18 protein-coding genes and 1 tRNA gene are annotated in these 18,657 nt (G+C 62.2%); 7 read left to right on the top strand and 12 right to left on the bottom strand.

The genetic code is table 11. The features are described 5' to 3' along the window. Positions 1-26: 26 nt before the first annotated feature. From DCO57_RS07245 to DCO57_RS07235, 3 genes are all read right to left on the bottom strand, one after another. Complete coding sequence (locus DCO57_RS07245) at positions 27-1,406, bottom strand: AarF/ABC1/UbiB kinase family protein (RefSeq protein WP_116698192.1); 1,380 nt, start codon at positions 1,404-1,406, stop codon at positions 27-29. Positions 1,407-1,486: 80 nt separating this feature from the next. Beyond that, entirely contained in the window at positions 1,487-2,395 is a 909-nt protein-coding gene (locus DCO57_RS07240) for a DUF3445 domain-containing protein (RefSeq protein ID WP_116698191.1), read from the bottom strand. A gap of 16 nt (positions 2,396-2,411) precedes the next feature. Beyond that, positions 2,412-4,232 carry a M3 family oligoendopeptidase gene (locus DCO57_RS07235; RefSeq protein ID WP_116698245.1) on the bottom strand — a complete coding sequence of 607 codons (1,821 nt, stop codon included), beginning with the start codon at positions 4,230-4,232 and terminating at the stop codon, positions 2,412-2,414. Positions 4,233-4,429: 197 nt separating this feature from the next. Between DCO57_RS07235 and DCO57_RS07230 the strand changes: the two genes are divergently transcribed. Together DCO57_RS07230 and DCO57_RS07225 are read left to right on the top strand one after the other, a co-directional pair. After that, positions 4,430-5,977 (top strand): sigma-54 dependent transcriptional regulator, encoded by a 1,548-nt coding sequence (locus tag DCO57_RS07230; protein ID WP_116698190.1) that lies wholly within the window; start codon positions 4,430-4,432, stop codon positions 5,975-5,977. 289 nt (positions 5,978-6,266) lie between these two features. Then, positions 6,267-8,060: a DUF882 domain-containing protein gene (locus DCO57_RS07225; protein ID WP_116698189.1), complete on the top strand. Its 1,794-nt coding sequence runs from the start codon at positions 6,267-6,269 to the stop codon at positions 8,058-8,060. Positions 8,061-8,141: 81 nt separating this feature from the next. Here the strand turns inward: DCO57_RS07225 and DCO57_RS07220 are convergent, their stop codons facing one another. The 3 genes from DCO57_RS07220 to DCO57_RS07210 form a co-directional block, all read right to left on the bottom strand. Next, positions 8,142-8,408 (bottom strand): DUF2312 domain-containing protein, encoded by a 267-nt coding sequence (locus DCO57_RS07220; protein ID WP_116698188.1) that lies wholly within the window; start codon positions 8,406-8,408, stop codon positions 8,142-8,144. A 150-nt stretch (positions 8,409-8,558) separates the two neighbouring features. Continuing rightward, on the bottom strand, positions 8,559-8,855 hold the full coding sequence (locus tag DCO57_RS07215) for a DUF1244 domain-containing protein (protein WP_116698187.1): 297 nt from the start codon (positions 8,853-8,855) through the stop codon (positions 8,559-8,561). A 37-nt stretch (positions 8,856-8,892) separates the two neighbouring features. Then, positions 8,893-9,702, bottom strand: coding sequence for an N-formylglutamate amidohydrolase (locus tag DCO57_RS07210; RefSeq protein ID WP_116698186.1), 810 nt, complete (start codon positions 9,700-9,702; stop codon positions 8,893-8,895). Between the two features lie 495 nt (positions 9,703-10,197). Here DCO57_RS07210 and DCO57_RS07205 point away from each other — a divergent pair, with 495 nt between their 5' ends. Beyond that, entirely contained in the window at positions 10,198-10,599 is a 402-nt protein-coding gene (locus DCO57_RS07205; protein WP_116698185.1) for a DUF1036 domain-containing protein, read from the top strand. Then, a complete protein-coding gene (gene pyk, locus DCO57_RS07200) occupies positions 10,596-12,032 on the top strand; it encodes a pyruvate kinase (protein ID WP_116698184.1) in 1,437 nt (478 codons plus the stop codon). The genes DCO57_RS07205 and pyk overlap by 4 nt, the downstream gene beginning before the upstream one ends. Before the next feature lie 173 nt (positions 12,033-12,205). On the opposite strand, the gene DCO57_RS07195 is transcribed toward pyk, so the two are convergent. The 4 genes from DCO57_RS07195 to DCO57_RS07180 all read right to left on the bottom strand — a co-directional run bounded on the left by DCO57_RS07195 (position 12,206) and on the right by DCO57_RS07180 (position 13,877). Further along, entirely contained in the window at positions 12,206-12,868 is a 663-nt protein-coding gene (locus DCO57_RS07195) for a tetratricopeptide repeat protein (protein ID WP_116698183.1), read from the bottom strand. Positions 12,869-13,029: 161 nt separating this feature from the next. Next, the gene (gene ykgO, locus DCO57_RS07190) at positions 13,030-13,155 is read right to left on the bottom strand and encodes a type B 50S ribosomal protein L36 (RefSeq protein WP_006932207.1); all 126 of its coding nucleotides are present in this window, start codon (positions 13,153-13,155) and stop codon (positions 13,030-13,032) included. Positions 13,156-13,304: 149 nt separating this feature from the next. Further along, positions 13,305-13,379, bottom strand: a tRNA-Val gene (locus DCO57_RS07185). 138 nt (positions 13,380-13,517) lie between these two features. Continuing rightward, entirely contained in the window at positions 13,518-13,877 is a 360-nt protein-coding gene (locus tag DCO57_RS07180; protein ID WP_068409675.1) for a response regulator, read from the bottom strand. A 413-nt stretch (positions 13,878-14,290) separates the two neighbouring features. Between DCO57_RS07180 and DCO57_RS07175 the strand changes: the two genes are divergently transcribed. Together DCO57_RS07175 and hisN are read left to right on the top strand one after the other, a co-directional pair. Continuing rightward, the gene (locus tag DCO57_RS07175; RefSeq protein ID WP_116698182.1) at positions 14,291-15,181 is read left to right on the top strand and encodes an N-formylglutamate amidohydrolase; all 891 of its coding nucleotides are present in this window, start codon (positions 14,291-14,293) and stop codon (positions 15,179-15,181) included. A gap of 268 nt (positions 15,182-15,449) precedes the next feature. Next, positions 15,450-16,253, top strand: coding sequence for a histidinol-phosphatase (gene hisN, locus DCO57_RS07170; RefSeq protein ID WP_116698181.1), 804 nt, complete (start codon positions 15,450-15,452; stop codon positions 16,251-16,253). 19 nt (positions 16,254-16,272) lie between these two features. On the opposite strand, the gene DCO57_RS07165 is transcribed toward hisN, so the two are convergent. Together DCO57_RS07165 and DCO57_RS07160 are read right to left on the bottom strand one after the other, a co-directional pair. Beyond that, the gene (locus DCO57_RS07165) at positions 16,273-17,361 is read right to left on the bottom strand and encodes an alpha/beta hydrolase (RefSeq protein ID WP_244287896.1); all 1,089 of its coding nucleotides are present in this window, start codon (positions 17,359-17,361) and stop codon (positions 16,273-16,275) included. Between the two features lie 126 nt (positions 17,362-17,487). Next, positions 17,488-17,877, bottom strand: a complete 390-nt coding sequence (locus tag DCO57_RS07160; RefSeq protein ID WP_116698179.1) for a hypothetical protein — start codon at positions 17,875-17,877, stop codon at positions 17,488-17,490. A 271-nt stretch (positions 17,878-18,148) separates the two neighbouring features. Here DCO57_RS07160 and DCO57_RS07155 point away from each other — a divergent pair, with 271 nt between their 5' ends. Then, positions 18,149-18,595, top strand: coding sequence for an Hsp20 family protein (locus DCO57_RS07155; RefSeq protein WP_116698178.1), 447 nt, complete (start codon positions 18,149-18,151; stop codon positions 18,593-18,595). The last annotated feature ends 62 nt before the right edge of the window (positions 18,596-18,657 follow it).

The raw sequence follows: 18,657 nt of genomic DNA, 5'->3' as shown, positions 1-18,657 counted from the left end.
GATTTCGCCTGACCGACGACCCCGCATCAGGCCGTGTGCGCCGCCGTCGGCAGCCCGGCCGCCGCGAGCACCTCATCCTGCCGGCGGCGGACCGTCGCGGCTTCGAAACCCTCGATCTGCTCGTTGAACAGGCGAAAGAAATTCACTTCCGCCCGCAGGTGAAGAAACACCCCCCCGAGGCCGATGGCCGCCCTGTCCATGAAGACGAATTCCTGCGGCACAGTGACCGGACCGAGTTCCTTCAGCGCACTGTGAACCCGGAAAGCTTCCTTGCGGCCGTATTCGGCCGCCGAAACGCCGTCCGCGACCGAGCGGACACGATCGGTCAGAAGCGGGCCGTAGATGAAGCGCGCCCAGATGTTGAGAACCTCGATCACCTCCTTCTTGAGGTTCCTGAAGCCCCAGCGTTCATAGGCGGACACGACGCGCGCGTCGTCGCCCTCCAGCAGGCCGCGATAGAGATCGACCACGCCTTCGACAAAACTTTCCGGAAAGACACGGATGCAGCCATAGTCCAGAAGATTGATGCCCGCCGGTGCCCCGTCGGTTTCGAAAACCGTATAGTTGCCCAGGTGCGGATCGCCGTGAATGACGCCGAAATGACTGAAGGGATGCCACCAGGCGTGGAACATGGTCTCCGCGAGAAGATTGCGCTCCTCCTGGCTGTGCTCCTTGAAGTCCAGAAGCGGTTTCCCGGCCAGCCAGCCCATGGTGAGCAGCCGCCCGGTCGAAAGCGGTTCGACCACCTCCGGCACACGGATACGGCTGCTGTCGGCGAGTATCCGTTGGTACATGGCGATATGGGCCGCCTCGCGCACATAATCGAGTTCTTCGCGCACCCGGGCGCTGATTTCCTTGGCGATCTCCCGCGTGTCAATGGCCGGGCTCATGCGCCGGTGAACGGAAAACAGCATTTGCAGCTGCTTGAGATCCGCTTCCACCGCGGACGCCATGTCCGGATACTGCAGCTTGCAGGCCAGGATCCTGCCGTCATGCCCGACGGCGCGATGAACCTGCCCGAGCGAGGCGGCCGCCGCCGGCTCCCGGCCGAAGTCCTCGAAGCGGCTTTGCCAGTCGGCCCCGAGTTCCGCGCGCATCCGGCGCTTCACGAAGGCCCAGCCCATGGGCGGAGCATTCGCCTGCAACTTGGCCAGCTCCGTCGTATATTCCGGCGGCAGAACGTCGGGGATGGTCGACAGGAGCTGCGCGACCTTCATCAGCGGCCCCTTGAGACCACCCAGCGCCGCCGCCAGTTCCGTCGCGTTCTTCGCATTGTCCAGTTCCATGCCGAACAGCCTCGCGCCGGCAACCTTGGCGGCGATTCCGCCCATGTTCGTGCCGACCCTGGCATAGCGGCCCATGCGGGCGCTGAACCGGTTGCTTTCCCGGTCTTTGGACTGCGGCATGCGGTTACGGGCTCCATTTTCGAGGCATGGTGTCATCGTCTACATATGCGGAGGCCCGACAATATCCAGTCCCGCCCGTGCTATTGCGCTGCGACCGAAAGTCCTTCGAGAGCCTCCGCGAGCGCATCGCGGGTGGCGGTCAGCCCCTTGTAGGCGAGCTGGTCCGCATCCAGTTCGAGAAGCTGCTGCCTGAGGCCTGCAGCGAGCCTGGCCCGATCCTCGTGAGCCTCCAGCGCGGCGAGCGGGTCGTGATGGATCTTGATCGTGAACAGGATATCGCCGCTTCCGGGCAGCCGCCGCAGGGTCTGGCGCTCCACCCGCAGAAACAGCCGGGCGAGCGCCTCACCGGAAATTTCGGGGCGGATCTGCTTGGGACGCGGATGATGCAGGTCCCCGTCCGGGTAGACCGACCAGTTGAACCTGCCGATAAGCTGGCCCGGCTTCAGGTTCTCGAACAGCCGCGCCACGGTCTTGCCCATGCGTTCACCGTTGAACCCGGGCACATTCTCGTGAATTCCGGTCATGGACTGGCCGAATTTCTCGCCAAGCGACCAGGACGACGGAAAACACAGGGAGGCCGCCGCCAGACGATAGCCGTCGCAGCCGGGCCGCATGATGATGAGGTCTTCCTGAACGAGCCGCGAGGCGGTGAGAAGGGCAGGTCCTTCCGACAACCGCACGATCCGCCCCGCAGCCGGGATCTCCACCGCATCGGAACCGCAGCGGTGCGTTCCGCCGTGGAACCGCTCCAGGTTTCCGGTGACGAGATCCAGCACTTCCGCCTGGGCCGCCTCCGTGCCGTCCTCGGCCCGGAATACCGTCTCCAGGTCCGCGGCAAACAACCGGTCCTTCTCGTCCAGATATGCGCCAAGCAACGGGTCCGGCTCCAGAAAAGCCTCCTCGTCGAGCGGTTTCAGACCGACCGTGAAGGGCTGGCTTGATCCGTCATAGGGTGAATGCCGGAACGGCGGTGCGGATTCTGGTTTCATGCGGCGGTGTCCGGTCTCAGGCCTGATCGAGTTCTTCGAGTTCGTCGATGATGCGTTCGATCACCGAAAGACCCTTCTTCCAGAAATCCGGATCGGTGGCATCGAGACCGAACGGCGCGAGCAGCTCGGAATGATGCTTGGTGCCGCCTGCCTTCAGGAGATCGAAATACTTCTCCTGAAACCCGGCCTCCGCCTCTTCGTAGACCGCATAGAGCGAGTTCACCAGACAGTCGCCGAACGCATAGGCATAGACGTAGAAAGGCGAATGGATGAAATGCGGAATATAGGTCCAGAAGGACTCGTAGCCCTCGTTCAGCCGGATCGCCGGCCCCAGGCTCTCGCCCTGGACGGACAGCCACAGTTCGCCGATCTTTTCGGCGGTCAATTCGCCGTTGCGCCGCTCCGTGTGCACCTTGCGCTCGAAGGTATAGAAGGCGATCTGCCGGACCACGGTGTTGATCATGTCCTCGGCCTTGGAGGCCAGCATGATCTTGCGCGTCTGCGGATTGTCCGCCTTGGCCAGCAGGGATTTGAATGTCAGCATTTCACCGAAGACACTCGCGGTTTCCGCCAGTGTCAGCGGGGTCGGTGCCATCAGCGGCCCGTTGGGTCCCGCAAGCACCTGATGGACCCCGTGACCCAGTTCGTGCGCGAGGGTCATCACGTCGCGGACCTTGCCCTGGTAGTTGACCAGCACATAGGGATGCGCACTGGGCACCGTCGGATGAGCAAAGGCGCCCGGCGCCTTGCCCGGGCGGGCCGGTGCATCGATCCAGCCCTTTTCGAAGAAGCGCCCGGCGATCTCGGCCATGTCCGGAGAGAAGGTGCTGTAGGCCGAAAGCACTGTCGTCCTGGCTTCGTCCCAGGGGATGACCCGTGTATCGGCATCGGGAAGCGGCGCATTGCGGTCCCAGGTATTGAGCTGCTCCACGCCCAGCCATTTGGCCTTCAGCTTGTAGTAGCGGTGCGACAGGCGCGGATACGCATCCCGGACGGCGGCAACCATGGCGTCCACGACCTCCCGCTCGACACGGTTCGCCAGATGGCGACTGTCGGCGACATCGGAAAAATTCCGCCAGCGGTCGGAAATCTCCTTGTCCTTGGCAAGCGTGTTGGTGATGAGCGTGAAGGTTCGCAGGTTCTCGTTGAAGGTTTTCGTCAGCGCCTGCGAGGCAAGCCGGCGCTTTTCCGGTGACGGATCGACAAGCAGGTTGAGCGTCTGTTCGATGGCCAGTTCCTCGCCGTCGACATCGAATTTCAGCGACGCCATGGTCTCGTCGAAGAGACGGTTCCAGGCGCCTGCGCCGGTGACGGATTTCTCGTGGAAAAGCTGCTCGACCCGATCCTCGAGCTGATAGGGCTTGCCCTTGCGCAGATCCTCGATCCACGGACGGTAATGACCGAGCTGCGGATCCTGCAGAGCCGCATCCATCACCGCGTCGTCGATCTTGTTCAGTTCCAGGGTAAAGAACAGGAGGTGGGAACTGGCGGTGGTGATCTGCTCCTGCACGTCGCCATAGAATTTCTGCGAAGCAGGGTCGATGGTGTTCTCCGCGTAGACCAGTCCCGCGAAGGAGACCAGCCGGCCCATGAGATCTTCCAGTTCCTCATAGGCCCGGATCGCGGTGACCAGCGCCGCCACATTGTCCTGCGCCATTTCCGCAAGGCGGCCCTTGTAGGAGGTTTCGAAGGTCTTCGACCGGTCCAGGCTCTCTTTCAGATCCGCGGCCACCTCCGGTGCGTCGGGCGCCGGATACAGATCCGCCAGGTTCCACTCGGGCAGATGCCCGAGATCGGCGGACGAAGAAGACTGAGGCGCAAAAACGGGAAGCGGCATCTTCGGCATTTCTTTCTCCGGTAAACGGTCGCCTGCGAGAGGCTTCTGCATGTCTGGTACCGAATTAGTAGGCCGGTCCAGCATGGCCCCGCAATTGCTAATGCCAAACTTTTTTGCCTTGCCCTGGACGATTTGTTTACCCAATTGCGACCAGAATGGTTCGAAACGAGACAAATCGGGACGGGTCCGGCCGGCAAATGCAAGCTATCAGCGGTAAAATTCTCATTGTAGACGACGATCCGATCCAGCGGCGACTGCTTCAGGAAGCGGTCGTCAAGTTCGGCTACCGGTTCAAGACTGCGGAAAACGGCGCGGAAGCCGTGCGCATCATGACCGGACCGGAAGCCAGCGAAATCGATCTGATCATCCTGGACATGGTCATGCCGGAACTGGACGGCCTCGGTGTCCTGCAGCGGCTGCGCGGCGACAGGATCGCCACGCCGGTCATCGTCCAGACGGCTCATGGCGGCATCGACACGGTCGTCAGCGTCATGAATGCCGGCGCCCAGGACTTTGCCGTCAAGCCCGTTGCCCCGGAACGGCTGAACGTGTCGATCCGCAATCTGCTGAAGACCTCGGCCCTCGAGGACGAGATCACCCGGTTCCGCAAGCAGGCGTCGGGCACACTGACCTTCGCCGACATCATCACCCATTCCCCGGCCATGGAACGGGTGATCAATCTCGGCAAGCGCGCCGCAGCCTCGAATATTCCCATCCTCATCGAGGGGGAAAGCGGTGTCGGCAAGGAAATGATCGCCAGCGCCATCCAGGGGTCAAGCGACCGCAAATCCAAGCCTCTGGTGACGGTGAATTGCGGCGCCATTCCGGAAAATCTGGTTGAATCGATTCTCTTCGGCCACGAGAAGGGCGCGTTCACCGGTGCCGTCGACAAGCACGTCGGCAAGTTCCAGGAAGCCCACGGCGGCACGCTGTTTCTCGACGAGGTCGGCGAACTGCCGCAGGAAGTCCAGGTCAAGCTGCTGCGGGCCATCCAGGAAGGCGAGATCGATCCGATCGGCGCCCGGCGCCCGGTCAAGGTGGATTTCCGGCTGATTTCCGCGACGAACCGCCGCCTGATCGATCAGGTCAAGGACGGCGCGTTCCGGGAGGATCTCTACTACCGGCTCAACGTCTTTCCGATCTGGATTCCGCCCCTGCGCGACCGGCGTGAGGATATCCCCGCCCTGACGCGCCATTTCCTGGCCAGATTCGCCGCCGAGGAACGCAAGCCCCAGGTTGCCGGCGTGAGCGCGGACACCCTTGCCATGCTTCAGGCCTATCACTGGCCGGGCAACATCCGGCAACTGGAAAATGCCGTTTTCCGGGCCGTTGTCCTGTGTGACGGCCCGCAACTGACGGTTCACGATTTTCCGCAGGTCGCCGCCGCTGTCGATCAGCCCGCGGCGCCATCCTCCGCTCCCGCCGGTCTTGCGGCTCCCGCCGAAGCGTCGGCACCGGCTCCCGCGCCCGCTCCTCCGGCGCAAACCGGCGCAAGACCGCAGGACCCTGCCGCCCATTCCGCGCCTCGCACCGGCTTCGAACAGGCCGCTCCCTTCGGGTTCATGCGCACTCTCGATCAGGACGGCCATGTGCGCAAACTGACCGATATCGAGGAAGAAATGATTCGCACCGCCATCACCCACTACTCGGGCCGCATGACGGAAGTCGCCAAGCGCCTGGGCATCGGCCGGTCGACTCTGTATCGCAAGCTGAAGGAATACGGTCTGGAGGACGCGGCCGCCTGAGACCGCCCGAACCCGCGCCCTCCGGCAGATATGCTGATTTCCTGCCGAAGGTCCCTTGACCAATCGCCCTCGCCGACCGACGGACTTCGGACGATTTTTTGACGCATTCTGCCGGTATGCAGATCTGCGGAAGGCTTTTCTCGAATTTCCTGTTGCGCCGTTGTATTTCCGCAACGATTATTGCGCGAATGAAATTAGGGTAAAAACTTCTTAACCTGCTGCAGTTAGCATGGGTCACCTGCTGGGGAGCACGGGATGGGTGAAGCCATCAAACACGGCGAGACAGATTTTGCGTAAACGGTTGTTTGATTTCGACGCCGTCGATTGGCTGAAAGATGTTGCAACAGCGGTCGGCGCGCTGGCAATTGTGTGTGCCTTCCTGACGGGTGCCGCACAGGCGGAAACCCGTACCCTGAAGCTGTACAATACGCATACCAAAGAGCGTGTTTCGATCACCTTCAAGAAAAACGGCCGCTATCTGCCCGAAGGTTTGCGCGAGGCCAACCGCTTCCTGCGCGACTGGCGGCGCAACGAAATCATCAAGATGGATCCGGAACTTCTGGATCTGGTCTGGGAAGTCTACCAGAACGTCGGCGCCCGTGAACCGATCAACGTCGTCTCCAGTTACCGCTCTCCGGCAACCAACAACATGCTGCGCAAGCGCTCTTCCGGTGTTGCGAAAAACAGCCAGCATACGCTTGGCAAGGCGATGGACTTCTACATTCCCGGCGTCAATCTCGCCAAGCTGCGGGCAACCGGCCTGCGCAAGCAAGTGGGCGGCGTCGGCTATTATCCGCGTTCGGGGTCGCCATTCGTCCACATGGATACCGGCACGGTCCGCCACTGGCCGCGCATGACCCGTTCGCAGCTCGCCAAGGTCTTCCCGGACGGCAAGACCCTGCACATCCCGTCCGACGGCAAGCCCTTGAGCGGCTACAAGCTCGCGCTTGCGGAATCGCGCTCCGGCAGCCGCGGCTCCTCACGGCCGACAATCGTCGCCTCCAACAGCCGCCCCGCGTCCAGCACCCGTCCCGCCAGCACCCGGGACCAGAGCCTGACCAAACCCGGAACCCCGATCCCGGTCGCCACAAGCAACGACAAGCCCGCCGGTGGCGGCAACCTGTTCGCCAGCCTCTTTGGCGGCAACAATCGTGGTGAACAGAACCAGCGTCCGGGCGCAGTCGGCGCCAAGCCGCCCGCGCCCCTGACCGCGGAAGCCTCTCCGGTTCTGGAAAATCCGCCGATCCCGACACGCAAGGTACTGGAGAAAAAACCGGAAACGCCCGAGGAGCCGATCGTCGTCGCCAGCGCCGAGCCGATCCTCAAGCCGGAAGACGTGGCACCAGCCGCAGCGGCCGCAGCGCCCACACCGCCGGCTCCGGTAGCCGCCGCTCCGCCTCCCGCGCCCAATACGCTCGACGCCCAGCGTTTCGCGCTGGACTCCGGCGCTCCAGCCCCGACCGGCGACGAAATCGATGCCCGGTTTCAGGTCGCCCGTGCGCCGGTTCAAAAACCCCGGACCGACCTGAGCAATGCGGCCAGGACGGCGGCTGAAACCCTCGGCCTTGCCGATGGTGCGACCGCCTCCGATCCGGTAGCCGCAATCGCGGCGGCAACGGGAACGGTCCCCTCCCCGCTGCCGGCCCCACGTCCTGAAACGACACTCGCCTATGCCTCCGCGAGTGCCGCGCCCCAGAGCCTGAACAGCGCGCTGCGGCCATCCGCAGGCGTGCCACAGCAGCGCTCCGAGAGCCGCACCGGCCCCGCAGCACCCGCCACCAACGGCCGGAAACTGCCCTCCGTGTCCGGACGCATACCGCGTGACCAGATCATCGACCCGCTCGCCGGTTTTGCGAGCCTGCCGGACAAGTCCGCGCCGACGCTGCTCTCAGGCGCCGGCACCACGCGCCATCAGACCTTCGCCGGGTTGAGCCATCCCAACCAGCGCGCGCTTGAAAACGTCATGATGCCCGGCAACCGCTTTGTTGCTGCGAGCTTCGAGATCGATCCCTACGCCGGACTGCGCACCGACCGGTTCGAAGGCCCCGCCATCGTTGTCCTGCCGGTCCGCTTCGCACGCTGATCGCACCTGCCGGAAACGAAAAAAGAGCGGCCCGTCTGAGCCGCTCTTCTTGTCTGCATTACCGGAACCGGATAAGCCGTTTCAGCCTTCGGACGGTGCCTGACCGGCCATGCCGAGTGCATGCATGTAAAGATCCAGCACGGCTTCCTCTTCCTCACGCTCATGCGGCTGCTTTTTCCGCAGCGACACGACCTTGCGCAGGATCTTCACATCGTAGCCGTTGCCCTTTGCCTCGGCGTATACGTCCTTGATGTCATCCGAGATGACTTTCTTTTCTTCTTCAAGGCGCTCGATGCGTTCCACGAATGCCCGCAGCTGATCGGCTGCCACTCCACCCGGATCGGACATGAACTCAGTTCTCCTTCTGTCGTCTTCTTGGTTGGTTGAAACCGGCTGCCGGTTCCAGAAACGATTCCCTGGCAGCCGCTGAAATCCGACCGTGCCGTGCCAGACTTGCGCGACTCCGTCAAGCAGCACCGGTGCAAAACCGCGGCGACATCAGTGCTGCGGTTTGTTTTTCTCGAAGGCGGCCTGCTGCTCCGCCGAGGCTTCCGACTGGTATTTCGCCTTCCATTCGTCATAGGGCATGCCATAGACCACTTCGCGGGCTGCCGCCTTGTCCAGTTCGATCCCCTTTTCCCCGGCCGCGTCCTGATACCAGTTGGACAGGCAGTTGCGGCAGAAGCCCGCCAGGTTCATCAGATCGATGTTCTGGACATCGGTGCGGCCGCGCAGGTGCTCCACAAGGCGCCGGAACACCGCGGCTTCCAATTCCACTCTGGTCTGTTCGTCCATGCCCTCGAATTCCTTTCCCGTAACAGGCTGCCCGCCCTCAGTCGGCGTCGCAGCGCGATTTGAAATGCCGGATCTGCCGGCACTCCGGCAGCCGGGAGACATCTCTCAGGACAGGTTCCAGCCGGTCTGCCCACTCCAGCGCGCCGGCCGCGTCGGCGATAAGGTCCTGACGCAGTTCGAGCAGTGCCTGGGCCAATCCCCGGCGCGTTGCGTGCTGGTACATTGTGTCGTTTTTGAGAGCCCCGTCATAAGGCTCGTTGTCTGCGACGACCAGCCCCTCCTGGGCGCGCAGCCCCGCCAGCAGCGGCTCGACGGCCCTCGGATCGCTGTCCCACAGGACCGTCACATGCCAGGGCCGCGGCACCCCGCGCCACACGGGCGTGAAACTGTGGATCGAAAAGATCACCGGCGGGTCAGCCACGGCCAGCATCGTGTCGAGTGTCCGCGCGATCAGCTGGTGATAGGGCCGGTGGTAGGCCTCGATCCGGCGGGAGCGTTCGGCTGCATCCACCGCCGCATTGCCGGGAACCACGGCGCCGTCCGACAGGCGCATGATCAGGGTCGGGTCGTCAGCGCCGCGATTCGGATCGATCAGCAGGCGGGAGTAGGTCGTCAGACAGGCCGGTGCGCCGAGCCGCCTGGCCAGTTCGAGCGTGACCGCGCGCGCCCCGATATCGTAACCGATATGGCGCTCGAACTGTTCCGGAGGAACTCCCAGGCTCCCATAGCCCGGCGGGACCGCGTTGCACGCGTGATCGCACAGGAGCAGGATGCCTGACCCGGGGTCGCCGTCGATATATTCCGTCGGCTGAAAGGCCTCGCCGGCCGTGGCTGCTGAATCTGTCATTGCACGTTTCGTGGAAGGTCTCTGGAGATGCGAAATATCTGCCGCACAGGTTTACGGCAAACCGAGCCCGGAACCAAGCCGGATCGACCCGAACCTGCCTATGATTCGCGTCGGCTGAAATCCGCCCGGCCAGTGAATTAGCCTTGGAGTCACATGCAGTTTTGCCAAGACCCTTCCCGTCTCCCACGGTTTATCGACGGGTAAATTCCAACACCGGAGATCCGGTCATGTTCCCGCCCCATTTCTGACCTCATAGAGGGGGACCGTTCCCTTGGGCAGAAGTATGTGGGCGGTTTCCGGTACCAAGATTGGGCGAAAGCGCTCCTGATCCTGTTAACGACGTTGACAAGCACTCCTCGTCAACGCAAAAAGCGAATGTCTGTAAAGCAGCAAAGTGAACGACTGCATATGTTTGAGTTTGGGGAACGGAAGCAGGATAGGTCTCGGGCACGTGTTGGCGCGCCGCTGAAAACTGTCTGTGCCGCTCTTCTCTCCATGCTGTTTCTCCCGACAACCAGCGACGAAGCGAAGGCTGACCTGCGGCTCTGTAACAAGACCGACAGTCAGGTTGGCGTGGCCATCGGTTACAAGGACAAAACCGACTGGGTCACCGAGGGATGGTGGAATCTTTCCTCCAATTCCTGCGAAACGCTGGTACCGGGTGCACTTGTGTCACGCTACTATTACATCTACGCAGTTGATTACGATCAATTCGGAGAATGGGGAGGCCGGGCGTTCATGTGCACCCGGGAAAAGGAATTCACCATTCGCGGAATTGAAGACTGTGTGGCCCGCGGCTTTGAGCGGACAGGCTTTTTTGAAATCGACACGGGCGAACAGAGCAGCTGGACAGTTCAGCTGACCGAACCCGTGCAACAGGGAACAGGTGGGCGATGAGGCGAAACCGGCGAGTAAAAATTCTGGCAACTCTCGGTCCCTCCTCCTCAGACGAAGACATCATTGAAAAACTGTACCGCTCCGGTGCGGATGTGTTCCGTATCAACATGAGCCATACAGATCATGATCGTCTGAAGATGCTTGTGGAACGCATCCGTTCTGTCGAGGAAAAGGTCGGACGACCGATCGGCATTCTTGCAGATCTCCAGGGTCCGAAACTGCGGGTGGGAACCTTTACCAACGGTCCCGTCATGCTCGAGAACGGCGCATCCTTCACGCTGGATGCCGACAAATCCGGCGGTGACGTCAACCGGGTTCACCTTCCCCATCCGGAAATCCTCCAGGCTCTCGAACCGGGGCACCGGCTGTTGCTGGATGACGGCAAGGTACAGCTCAAGGTCGTGAAAGCCAGCGCCACCTCCGCCGTCACGGAAGTGATCGTCGGCGGCAAGCTGTCCGACCGCAAGGGCGTCAGCGTTCCGGACTCCGAAATCGCCACCAGCGCCATGACGGACAAGGATCACAGGGACCTCATTGCGGCACTCGACCAGAATGTCGACTGGGTCGCCCTGTCCTTCGTTCAGCGTCCGGACGATCTCGCCGAAGTGCGCAAGATCACCCGCGGTCGCGCCGGCGTTCTCGCCAAGATCGAAAAGCCCCAGGCCATCGGCCGCCTCGATGAAATCATCGAGCTCTCCGACGCCATCATGGTGGCCCGCGGCGACCTCGGTGTGGAAATGCCCCTGGAACAGGTCCCCGGCCTGCAGAAGCGCATCACTCGCGCCTGCCGCCGGGCCGGCAAGCCCGTCGTGGTGGCCACCCAGATGCTCGAATCCATGATCACCTCGCCGGTCCCCACCCGCGCGGAGGTCTCCGATGTGGCGACCGCCGTGTTCGAGGGAGCTGACGCGGTGATGCTGTCTGCCGAATCGGCTGCCGGCAGCTTTCCCGTCGAGGCCGTTTCCACGATGGACAAGATCGCCCATGAGGTGGAACGGGACCCGAACTACCAGAATATCATCTATGCGCAGCGGACCGAGCCGGAAGCCACCGGGGCGGATGCGATTTCCGCAGCCGCCCGGCAGATTGCCGAAACGCTCAATCTGGCTGCCGTCGTCTGCTACACCACGTCGGGCGCCACCGGCCTGCGTGCCGCGCGCGAGCGGCCCGCCTGCCCCGTGATCGTGCTCTCTCCCGTTCTGGCAACCGCACGGCGGCTTTCGCTCGCCTGGGGTCTCCATTGCGTGGTCAGCGAGGATGCGGCCAACGAGGACGACATGATCGACCGCGCCTGCCGGATTTCCTATTCGGAAGAATACGCCAAGCCCGGCCAGCGGATCATCGTCACTGCGGGCGTGCCCTTCGGCACACCCGGGTCAACCAACATGTTGCGGATTGCCTTTGTCGGCAGTGACGGACAGGGCGGCATCTGACGGTCTAATCGGTTGAATGAAGGCGGTCCCCGGGGCCGCCTTTTTTTGTGATTCCCACTGGGCGCGCTGCCCTGTTGCGGAACGGCGCCGGATCAGCGGATCCTTCCGCCCGGAATTGGGCAAAGACCCGGGTTCCGGTCGACGTCGGAAGTCAGGACTGCCACCGGTCGTCTTCAGACCCCCTCGCCCTCGGCGTCCTTCTCCAGATCCTCGATCGCCTTGGCGGCATTCTCCAGACCCGGATTGATCTCCAGCGCCTGGCGAAAGGTGACCAGCGCCTCCTCCTCGAAGCCCAGGCGGCGCTGGATGATCGCCAGTCCGGACAGGGCACCCCAGTGACGTGGTTCCAGGGCGAGCGTGCGCTCGATATCGACAAGGGACTTGCCGAAGTCCTCACGCATGTAATGGACGGTCGCACGGCGGTTCCAGCCCTCCGCGTAGGACGGGTTCAGGATCACCACCACATCGAGGAAATCGAGGGCAAGGGCGGCGTTTTCCGACTGGATGGCCCTGCCCGCTCGCGACATCAGCACATCGACCGTATCACTGCCCGATTCCATCCAGATCAACTGGATTTCCCGCGCGATCCGTTCGGCGGATTTCGGGGACTTCGCTTCGGCCAGATCGGAATAAAGCTGCTCGAGACGGGATTTCTCCGTGTCCGGATCCGCGTCCTCCACCACCACTTTGCCTCCCTCCTGGGGAAGCGCCTCCGGCAGCGGGATGAAATCTTCCGCCGACGGCGGATCGACTTCCGGCCCCAGCTCGGGAACGGTCTGTGCGCCCGCCAGGGACGCGCTCAGTACATAGAGAAGGGCAAATACAAAAATCCGCATCCGACGATTATGAATCGTTGAACGCGGTGGTCAATCCTGGAATTTGACACATCTTCGTGCGCACTGGCTGCAACAGCCGCCGTTGCGCCGGGATCGGCAGCTTAAGTGCCTCACCCGCAACGTGTTTCACAAGCCCGCAACGCGAAGCGCTGCGGCGGGGCTCAGCCCTGACGTGCTTTGAAACGCGGGTTTTTCTTGTTGATGATGTAGACGCGGCCTTTACGGCGAACCATGCGGTTGTCCCGGTGGCGCGTCATCAGTGCTTTGAGCGAGTTCTTGATCTTCATGTCATTCTCCCCCGAGAGGGTCCTGCTTCTTTAAACCAAATGAGCGCCAGAGGCGCCCGGGTGTTTCCGGCTGGTCACGAAGCAGCAGCAGAATTTGCGCCCGGCTTCAGATCAACCCGCGCTTCATGAAACCTCAATCAGCGCTATAATGGTGGGCGTGACAGGGATTGAACCTGTGACCCCTTCGATGTCAACGAAGTGCTCTCCCGCTGAGCTACACGCCCGAATTTACTCGGTCCTCCGACGCCCCAACGCCGTGGTGGAGTGCGATATAACGGGGAACGCCGATCTGTGCAACCCCCCTTTTCACCGATCCGGCAAAAATTCCGGACCCTATCGACACTCTTTTTCCGGCCCCGGCCTCAAGCCGCCAGCATTCGCTCCACTTCCTGCACAAGGTCTTTCAAATGAAAGGGTTTTGACAGGACCTTGGCGTCCTTCGGTGCGTCGGATTCCGGATTGAGCGCCACTGCGGCAAACCCGGTAATGAACATCACCTTGAGATCGGGGTCGAGTTCGGTCGCCCGGCGCGCCAGTTCTATCCCGTCCATCTCAGGCATGACAATGTCGGTCAGGAGAAGGGAAAACGGCTCCTCGCGCAGGCGCTCATAAGCGCTTTTTCCGTTATCGAACGACACGACATCATAACCGGCATTTTCCAGCGCCTTTGCCAGAAAACGGCGCATGTCATTATCATCTTCGGCAAGCAGGATACGTGGCATCGTGATCGACCAATCTCCTAGGTATGCGTTGGCTGTCCGGGTCTCTTCTGCCGGTTATAGCTCGAATTCCACAGAATGATAGGGAGAATTGGTTCTTTCAGATCGCCGTGTGGATAGAACCGCCGCAGCGTTTGCACAGATTTGTTGCGCACCGGACGCAGACGGCGGCGGCCAGGCCACGGACGGCCCGTGCGCCCGCTGCCGGGCGCGGTCAAACCCGGTCAATTCCCGCCTGGCGCCGCCTCTTCGCCTTCCTCCGTATTTGTCCGACTGCAGCCAGGCCGGGAACAAATGTCACGATGACGCGGGCTTTTGCGGCCATGAGAGTGGACTGTAGGACAATTCCTTGGCACGATGGCGACACATAAGACGGGACACATCATTTGACGGATGAAAAGCTGACTGCCTTTCAAATGCCCTTTGAAGCTGACTTTAACGGCTTGCCCGCGTTTGAAGTATTGTGCCCGGCCGATCAACGGGTGCCCTTCGTCTTCAATTCCCCCCATTCGGGACGCCAGTATTCCAGAAGCTTCCTGGCCTCATCCCGTCTCGACGAGAATGCCATCAGGCGTTCGGAAGATGCCTATGTGGACGATCTCTTCGCCCATGTCGTGCCCCTGGGCGCGCCGCTTCTGCGGGCCCACTTCCCCAGAGCCTATCTGGACGTGAACCGGGAGCCCTACGAGCTCGATCCCAAGATGTTCGAGGGCCGCCTGCCGACCTATGCGAACAGCCGCTCCATCCGTGTGGCCGGCGGCCTGGGCACGGTGGCGCGGATTGTCAGCGAGAACCACGAGATCTACCGGCACAAGCTTCCGGTGGAGGAAGCGCTGAGCCGGGTCGAGGAGATCTACAAGCCCTATCATTCGACCCTGCGCCGCCTGCTTGCCCAGACCCATGTGACCTTCGGCTTTTCCGTTCTGATCGACTGCCACTCGATGCCATCCAGCGTGAAGTGCCAGGCCTCTGACACGCGCCCGGACTTCATTCTCGGTGACCGCTACGGCACCAGCTGCAGCAGCGACCTGACGGAGTTTGCCTGCACCGTTCTCAGAAACATGGGCTACAGCGTGTCGCGCAACAAACCCTATGCCGGCGGCTTTATCACGGAACACTACGGCAGACCCGCCAGTGGCCTGCATGCGCTGCAGATCGAGATCAATCGCGGCCTCTACATGGACGAGACAACCCACCAGCCTTCAGCCGGCTTTACCGACCTGTTCCAGAACCTGCGCAATTTCGCCCGAGAACTCACCTCGATGCCCGACGCGGCCCTGCCCGCCGATTCCATCGCGGCAGAGTAAAAAAAAGGCCGCACTCATCAGATGAGGCGGCCTGAGTCTAGGGAGGAAACGCCCAAGGAGGGCGGCGCAATACAGCGTATCGCACTGCAATAAAATCGCACCGCACTGCACAAAGGTCAAGTCTGGAAGGGGGCGTTTTTGATCAAACAATGGGCATATCGCCCAATATTGCAGATTCATTTTTCGGCACAAGCGGTTATACAGATGGCAATTCGGATTTTTTCACAATCCGAATAAATTCCAGATCGCGACAATCGGAAAGGCATCGATGACACAGGGCCAGATTTTCAGTTCCAATGAATTCGCCCCTTTTCTGGACCGGCTCGCCGATGCGGCAAGTGCGGCGATCATGCCTCATTTCCGGCAGGGATTCGCCGTCGACAACAAGTGGAAAACCGGGTTCGACCCGGTCACCATCGCCGACAGGAATGGCGAAACCGCCATGCGAGCGCTGATCAACAGCACCTATCCCGGGCACGGCATTCTGGGCGAAGAGCACGGCGGGGAAAATCTGGACGCGGAACATGTCTGGGTACTCGACCCGATCGACGGCACCCGGGCCTTCATCACCGGGTTGCCGACCTGGGGAAGCCTGATCGGCCTGCGCACCAGCGGCACCGCCAGCCTCGGAATGATGGTCCAGCCCTACATCGGCGAACGGTTCGGCGGCGATTGTCACCAGGCCTGGTACAACGGCCCCCTCGGAACGAGAACGCTGGCCTCCCGCGCCTGTGACCGGCTGGAAGAGGCGACAATCTTCACCACGACACCTGCCCTGTTCAACGACACCGAGCGCGCAGCCTACGACCGGATCGAAGACACGGTACAGCTCGCCCGCTACGGCACGGACTGCTATGCCTACTGCATGGTTGCCGCCGGCCATGGCGATGCGGTCATCGAGGCCGGCCTGCAGGCCTATGACATCGTTGCGCTGGTACCGATCATCGAGGGCGCAGGCGGCGTGGTCACCACGTGGACAGGCGGCTCCCCCTGCGAGGGCGGCCAGATTGTGGCCTCCGGCGACCCGCGTCTTCACGACATCCTTCTGAAGGAACTCGCCAGAACGCCGTAATTCGCGTTTCCGGCCGTCGTCAGCCCCCGTTGCGCGCCAGCTCCTGCTCCATTTCAAGACCCGGTATGAAGGCGTCGAACGCCGCCCAGAACTGATCGCGGAACTCATCCCGCTCCATCATCAGTTCGTGCCGGGCACCCGGAATTTCCACATAGGCCGCAGCCTTGGCCCTGGACACGAAATCCTCGGTACAGGGCGTGGAGACGATCCGGTCGTTGCCCGCGGCCAGAACCAGGCAGGGCAACTTCATGTTCGGCCCGGCGTCTCTCTTCCGCAAGGCGCGCATGGCACCGGCCGCCGCGTTCAGCCAGCCGAGCGTCGGCGCGCCGATGCCCAGTTCGGGCGCGGCTTCCAGCACCTTGTTGAACCGGTCGAACCGGGTCTTGTCGGAGGTCTGCCGGTTCGTCTCGAAGGGCACGAGAATGTTGCCGTTTCCGCCGGGAACGAAAAGCCGCCCCAGGCCGATCATCGAACACAGGCGGGCAAGGGGAAAGCCGATCCTCTCGCTCAGGGCCGGCTTCTTTTGCACTTTCGCCCTGCTCGGCGAACCGCCGAGCCGTCCGAGGCTTGCAATCTTCAGCACGGACCGGGCAACCCCGCCAAGATTCGGCGGCAGGACGCCCGAAGGCAGGCCGAGCAACGGCGCGGTCAATACCGCGCGGTCGAGCATCGTCCGCAGCCGCTCCGTATCGGAAAGGACCACCAGCGCCCCGGTGGAATGGGCCAGTGCGAAATGCGGTCCGGGATAGGTCGCCAGGGAAATTTCCTTGAGGATCGTGCGCAGGTCGAGACGGAACTTGCCGAAACTCGAAACATGCCCGCGCCGCACATTGCGGGTCAGACGCTGCGACCCGCCCTGCCCGCGCCAGTCGAAAGTGACGACGGCAAATCCGCGTCCGCGCAAGTCCGAGATCACCTCGAAATATTTCTCGATATATTCCGCCCGCCCCTGCAGCAGCGTCACCGTCCCCTTCCGCGGCCCGCCGGCCGCAGGCCAGTGCGCGTAGCGAAGTCTGACACCGTCAGGGGTTTCCACATATCCGGTTCTGGCACCTGCCGGCACCGGATTGTCTGGAAGGTCTATCAGGTTCATGGCGATCCGTTTCACTCAGGGGACGCCTTTTGATAGCTGGCTTCCGCCAGGCTCACAACAGACTTCAGACCGGCGCGGGTCGGCGCCGGTCCTGAAAACATTCGACGAACGGCCGGATCGGCCGGATCGGCCCGATCACCTTCAGCGGTGACCACGGGTGATCGGTCGGCTGCGAACGATATGCGCGGTACGCGAATCGACGACCAGCCGAACCGGCGCGCCCCGCCAGCCTCTGGCGTTCACGTCATACACTGCGCCACGCCGCTTGATGATCTGGATGCCGTGAAATCCGCGATGACGCAGGCTGCGGCGGACCTGGCGCGGATCCATCTGCCTGTTCCAGCCACGCCCTCCCTTGCGCACCTGACCGCCCTTGCGGTGATCGATCTGCACGACGAGTTCCGATTGCGCCGTCTGGCCCTTCACTCCCGCGGCCCGCGGAGCGGCCTCGGCCGTGGAGATGAAACCTGCGGACACCAGCAGCATGGCGCCGGCGATCGGGGCGGAAAGTTTTGAAACAGTGGCAAACATCTTGGATCTCCTGTCATTGCCGCCAGCGCCCTGCTGACGATGACCGGAAGATGCACCGAACCGCTTGAACCGAACCGGAAGGCTTCATTCATCCGGCATTCATCTTCAGCGCTCCGCCCCCCGATCCCTCTTGAAATGAAAAAACGCAGTTCCCACCTTTCTCATGCAGGCGCCAGACACGGGCCTGCATCGCGCTCCAGTCCCGCCAATCCGGGGGACACGAGGAACGCGACCCAGTGAAGTATCAGTTGCTCAAAGAGAGGACAGAACCATGCGTCACTTCGACTTTTCTCCCCTTTACCGGTCAACCGTCGGGTTCGACCGACTTTTCTCGATGCTGGACACAGCTGGCAGCGATGCCCCCAGCTATCCGCCCTACAACATCGAGCGGACCGACGAGAACACCTACCGTATCACCATGGCGGTCGCCGGGTTCACCGATGACGAGCTTTCGGTGGAAGCGCGCGAACATGTGCTCACCATCAAGGGTGAGAAGGCGGAAGAGGATTCCGAACGGGAAATCCTGTATCGCGGCATCGCATCGCGCACGTTCGAGCGCCGCTTCCAGATCGCCGAACACGTCCGCGTGGAAGGCGCGAGCCTGGAAAACGGGCTGCTCCATGTCGATCTTGTCCGGGAGATCCCCGAAGCCATGAAGCCACGCAAGATCGAGATCACGCCCGGCACGGCCAAGCAGATCGAAACCACCGCTCACTGAGGCAGCAGCCTCAGGTGAACCGTGACCACACGCAGGGCGCCCGGAAAACCGGGCGCCCTTTT

Origin of the sequence: Labrenzia sp. 011, from assembly GCF_003075075.1 — a bacterium.
Lineage (GTDB): Bacteria > Pseudomonadota > Alphaproteobacteria > Rhizobiales > Stappiaceae > Roseibium.
This window is presented reverse-complemented; position numbering and strand designations above follow the sequence as displayed.

What these genes read in the sequence shown, in the direction of transcription:
- DCO57_RS07240 (WP_116698191.1), bottom strand. Translation starts at nt 2,395, where the DNA reads ATGAAACCAGAATCCGCACCGCCGTTCCGGCATTCACCCTATGACGGA.
- DCO57_RS07210 (WP_116698186.1), bottom strand. Translation starts at nt 9,702, where the DNA reads ATGACAGATTCAGCAGCCACGGCCGGCGAGGCCTTTCAGCCGACGGAA.
- DCO57_RS07235 (WP_116698245.1), bottom strand. Translation starts at nt 4,232, where the DNA reads ATGCCGCTTCCCGTTTTTGCGCCTCAGTCTTCTTCGTCCGCCGATCTC.
- ykgO (WP_006932207.1), bottom strand. Translation starts at nt 13,155, where the DNA reads ATGAAGATCAAGAACTCGCTCAAAGCACTGATGACGCGCCACCGGGAC.
- DCO57_RS07230 (WP_116698190.1), top strand. Translation starts at nt 4,430, where the DNA reads ATGCAAGCTATCAGCGGTAAAATTCTCATTGTAGACGACGATCCGATC.
- DCO57_RS07175 (WP_116698182.1), top strand. Translation starts at nt 14,291, where the DNA reads ATGCCCTTTGAAGCTGACTTTAACGGCTTGCCCGCGTTTGAAGTATTG.
- DCO57_RS07205 (WP_116698185.1), top strand. Translation starts at nt 10,198, where the DNA reads ATGCTGTTTCTCCCGACAACCAGCGACGAAGCGAAGGCTGACCTGCGG.
- DCO57_RS07195 (WP_116698183.1), bottom strand. Translation starts at nt 12,868, where the DNA reads ATGCGGATTTTTGTATTTGCCCTTCTCTATGTACTGAGCGCGTCCCTG.
- pyk (WP_116698184.1), top strand. Translation starts at nt 10,596, where the DNA reads ATGAGGCGAAACCGGCGAGTAAAAATTCTGGCAACTCTCGGTCCCTCC.
- DCO57_RS07160 (WP_116698179.1), bottom strand. Translation starts at nt 17,877, where the DNA reads ATGTTTGCCACTGTTTCAAAACTTTCCGCCCCGATCGCCGGCGCCATG.
- DCO57_RS07220 (WP_116698188.1), bottom strand. Translation starts at nt 8,408, where the DNA reads ATGTCCGATCCGGGTGGAGTGGCAGCCGATCAGCTGCGGGCATTCGTG.
- DCO57_RS07155 (WP_116698178.1), top strand. Translation starts at nt 18,149, where the DNA reads ATGCGTCACTTCGACTTTTCTCCCCTTTACCGGTCAACCGTCGGGTTC.
- DCO57_RS07215 (WP_116698187.1), bottom strand. Translation starts at nt 8,855, where the DNA reads ATGGACGAACAGACCAGAGTGGAATTGGAAGCCGCGGTGTTCCGGCGC.
- DCO57_RS07180 (WP_068409675.1), bottom strand. Translation starts at nt 13,877, where the DNA reads ATGCCACGTATCCTGCTTGCCGAAGATGATAATGACATGCGCCGTTTT.
- hisN (WP_116698181.1), top strand. Translation starts at nt 15,450, where the DNA reads ATGACACAGGGCCAGATTTTCAGTTCCAATGAATTCGCCCCTTTTCTG.
- DCO57_RS07245 (WP_116698192.1), bottom strand. Translation starts at nt 1,406, where the DNA reads ATGCCGCAGTCCAAAGACCGGGAAAGCAACCGGTTCAGCGCCCGCATG.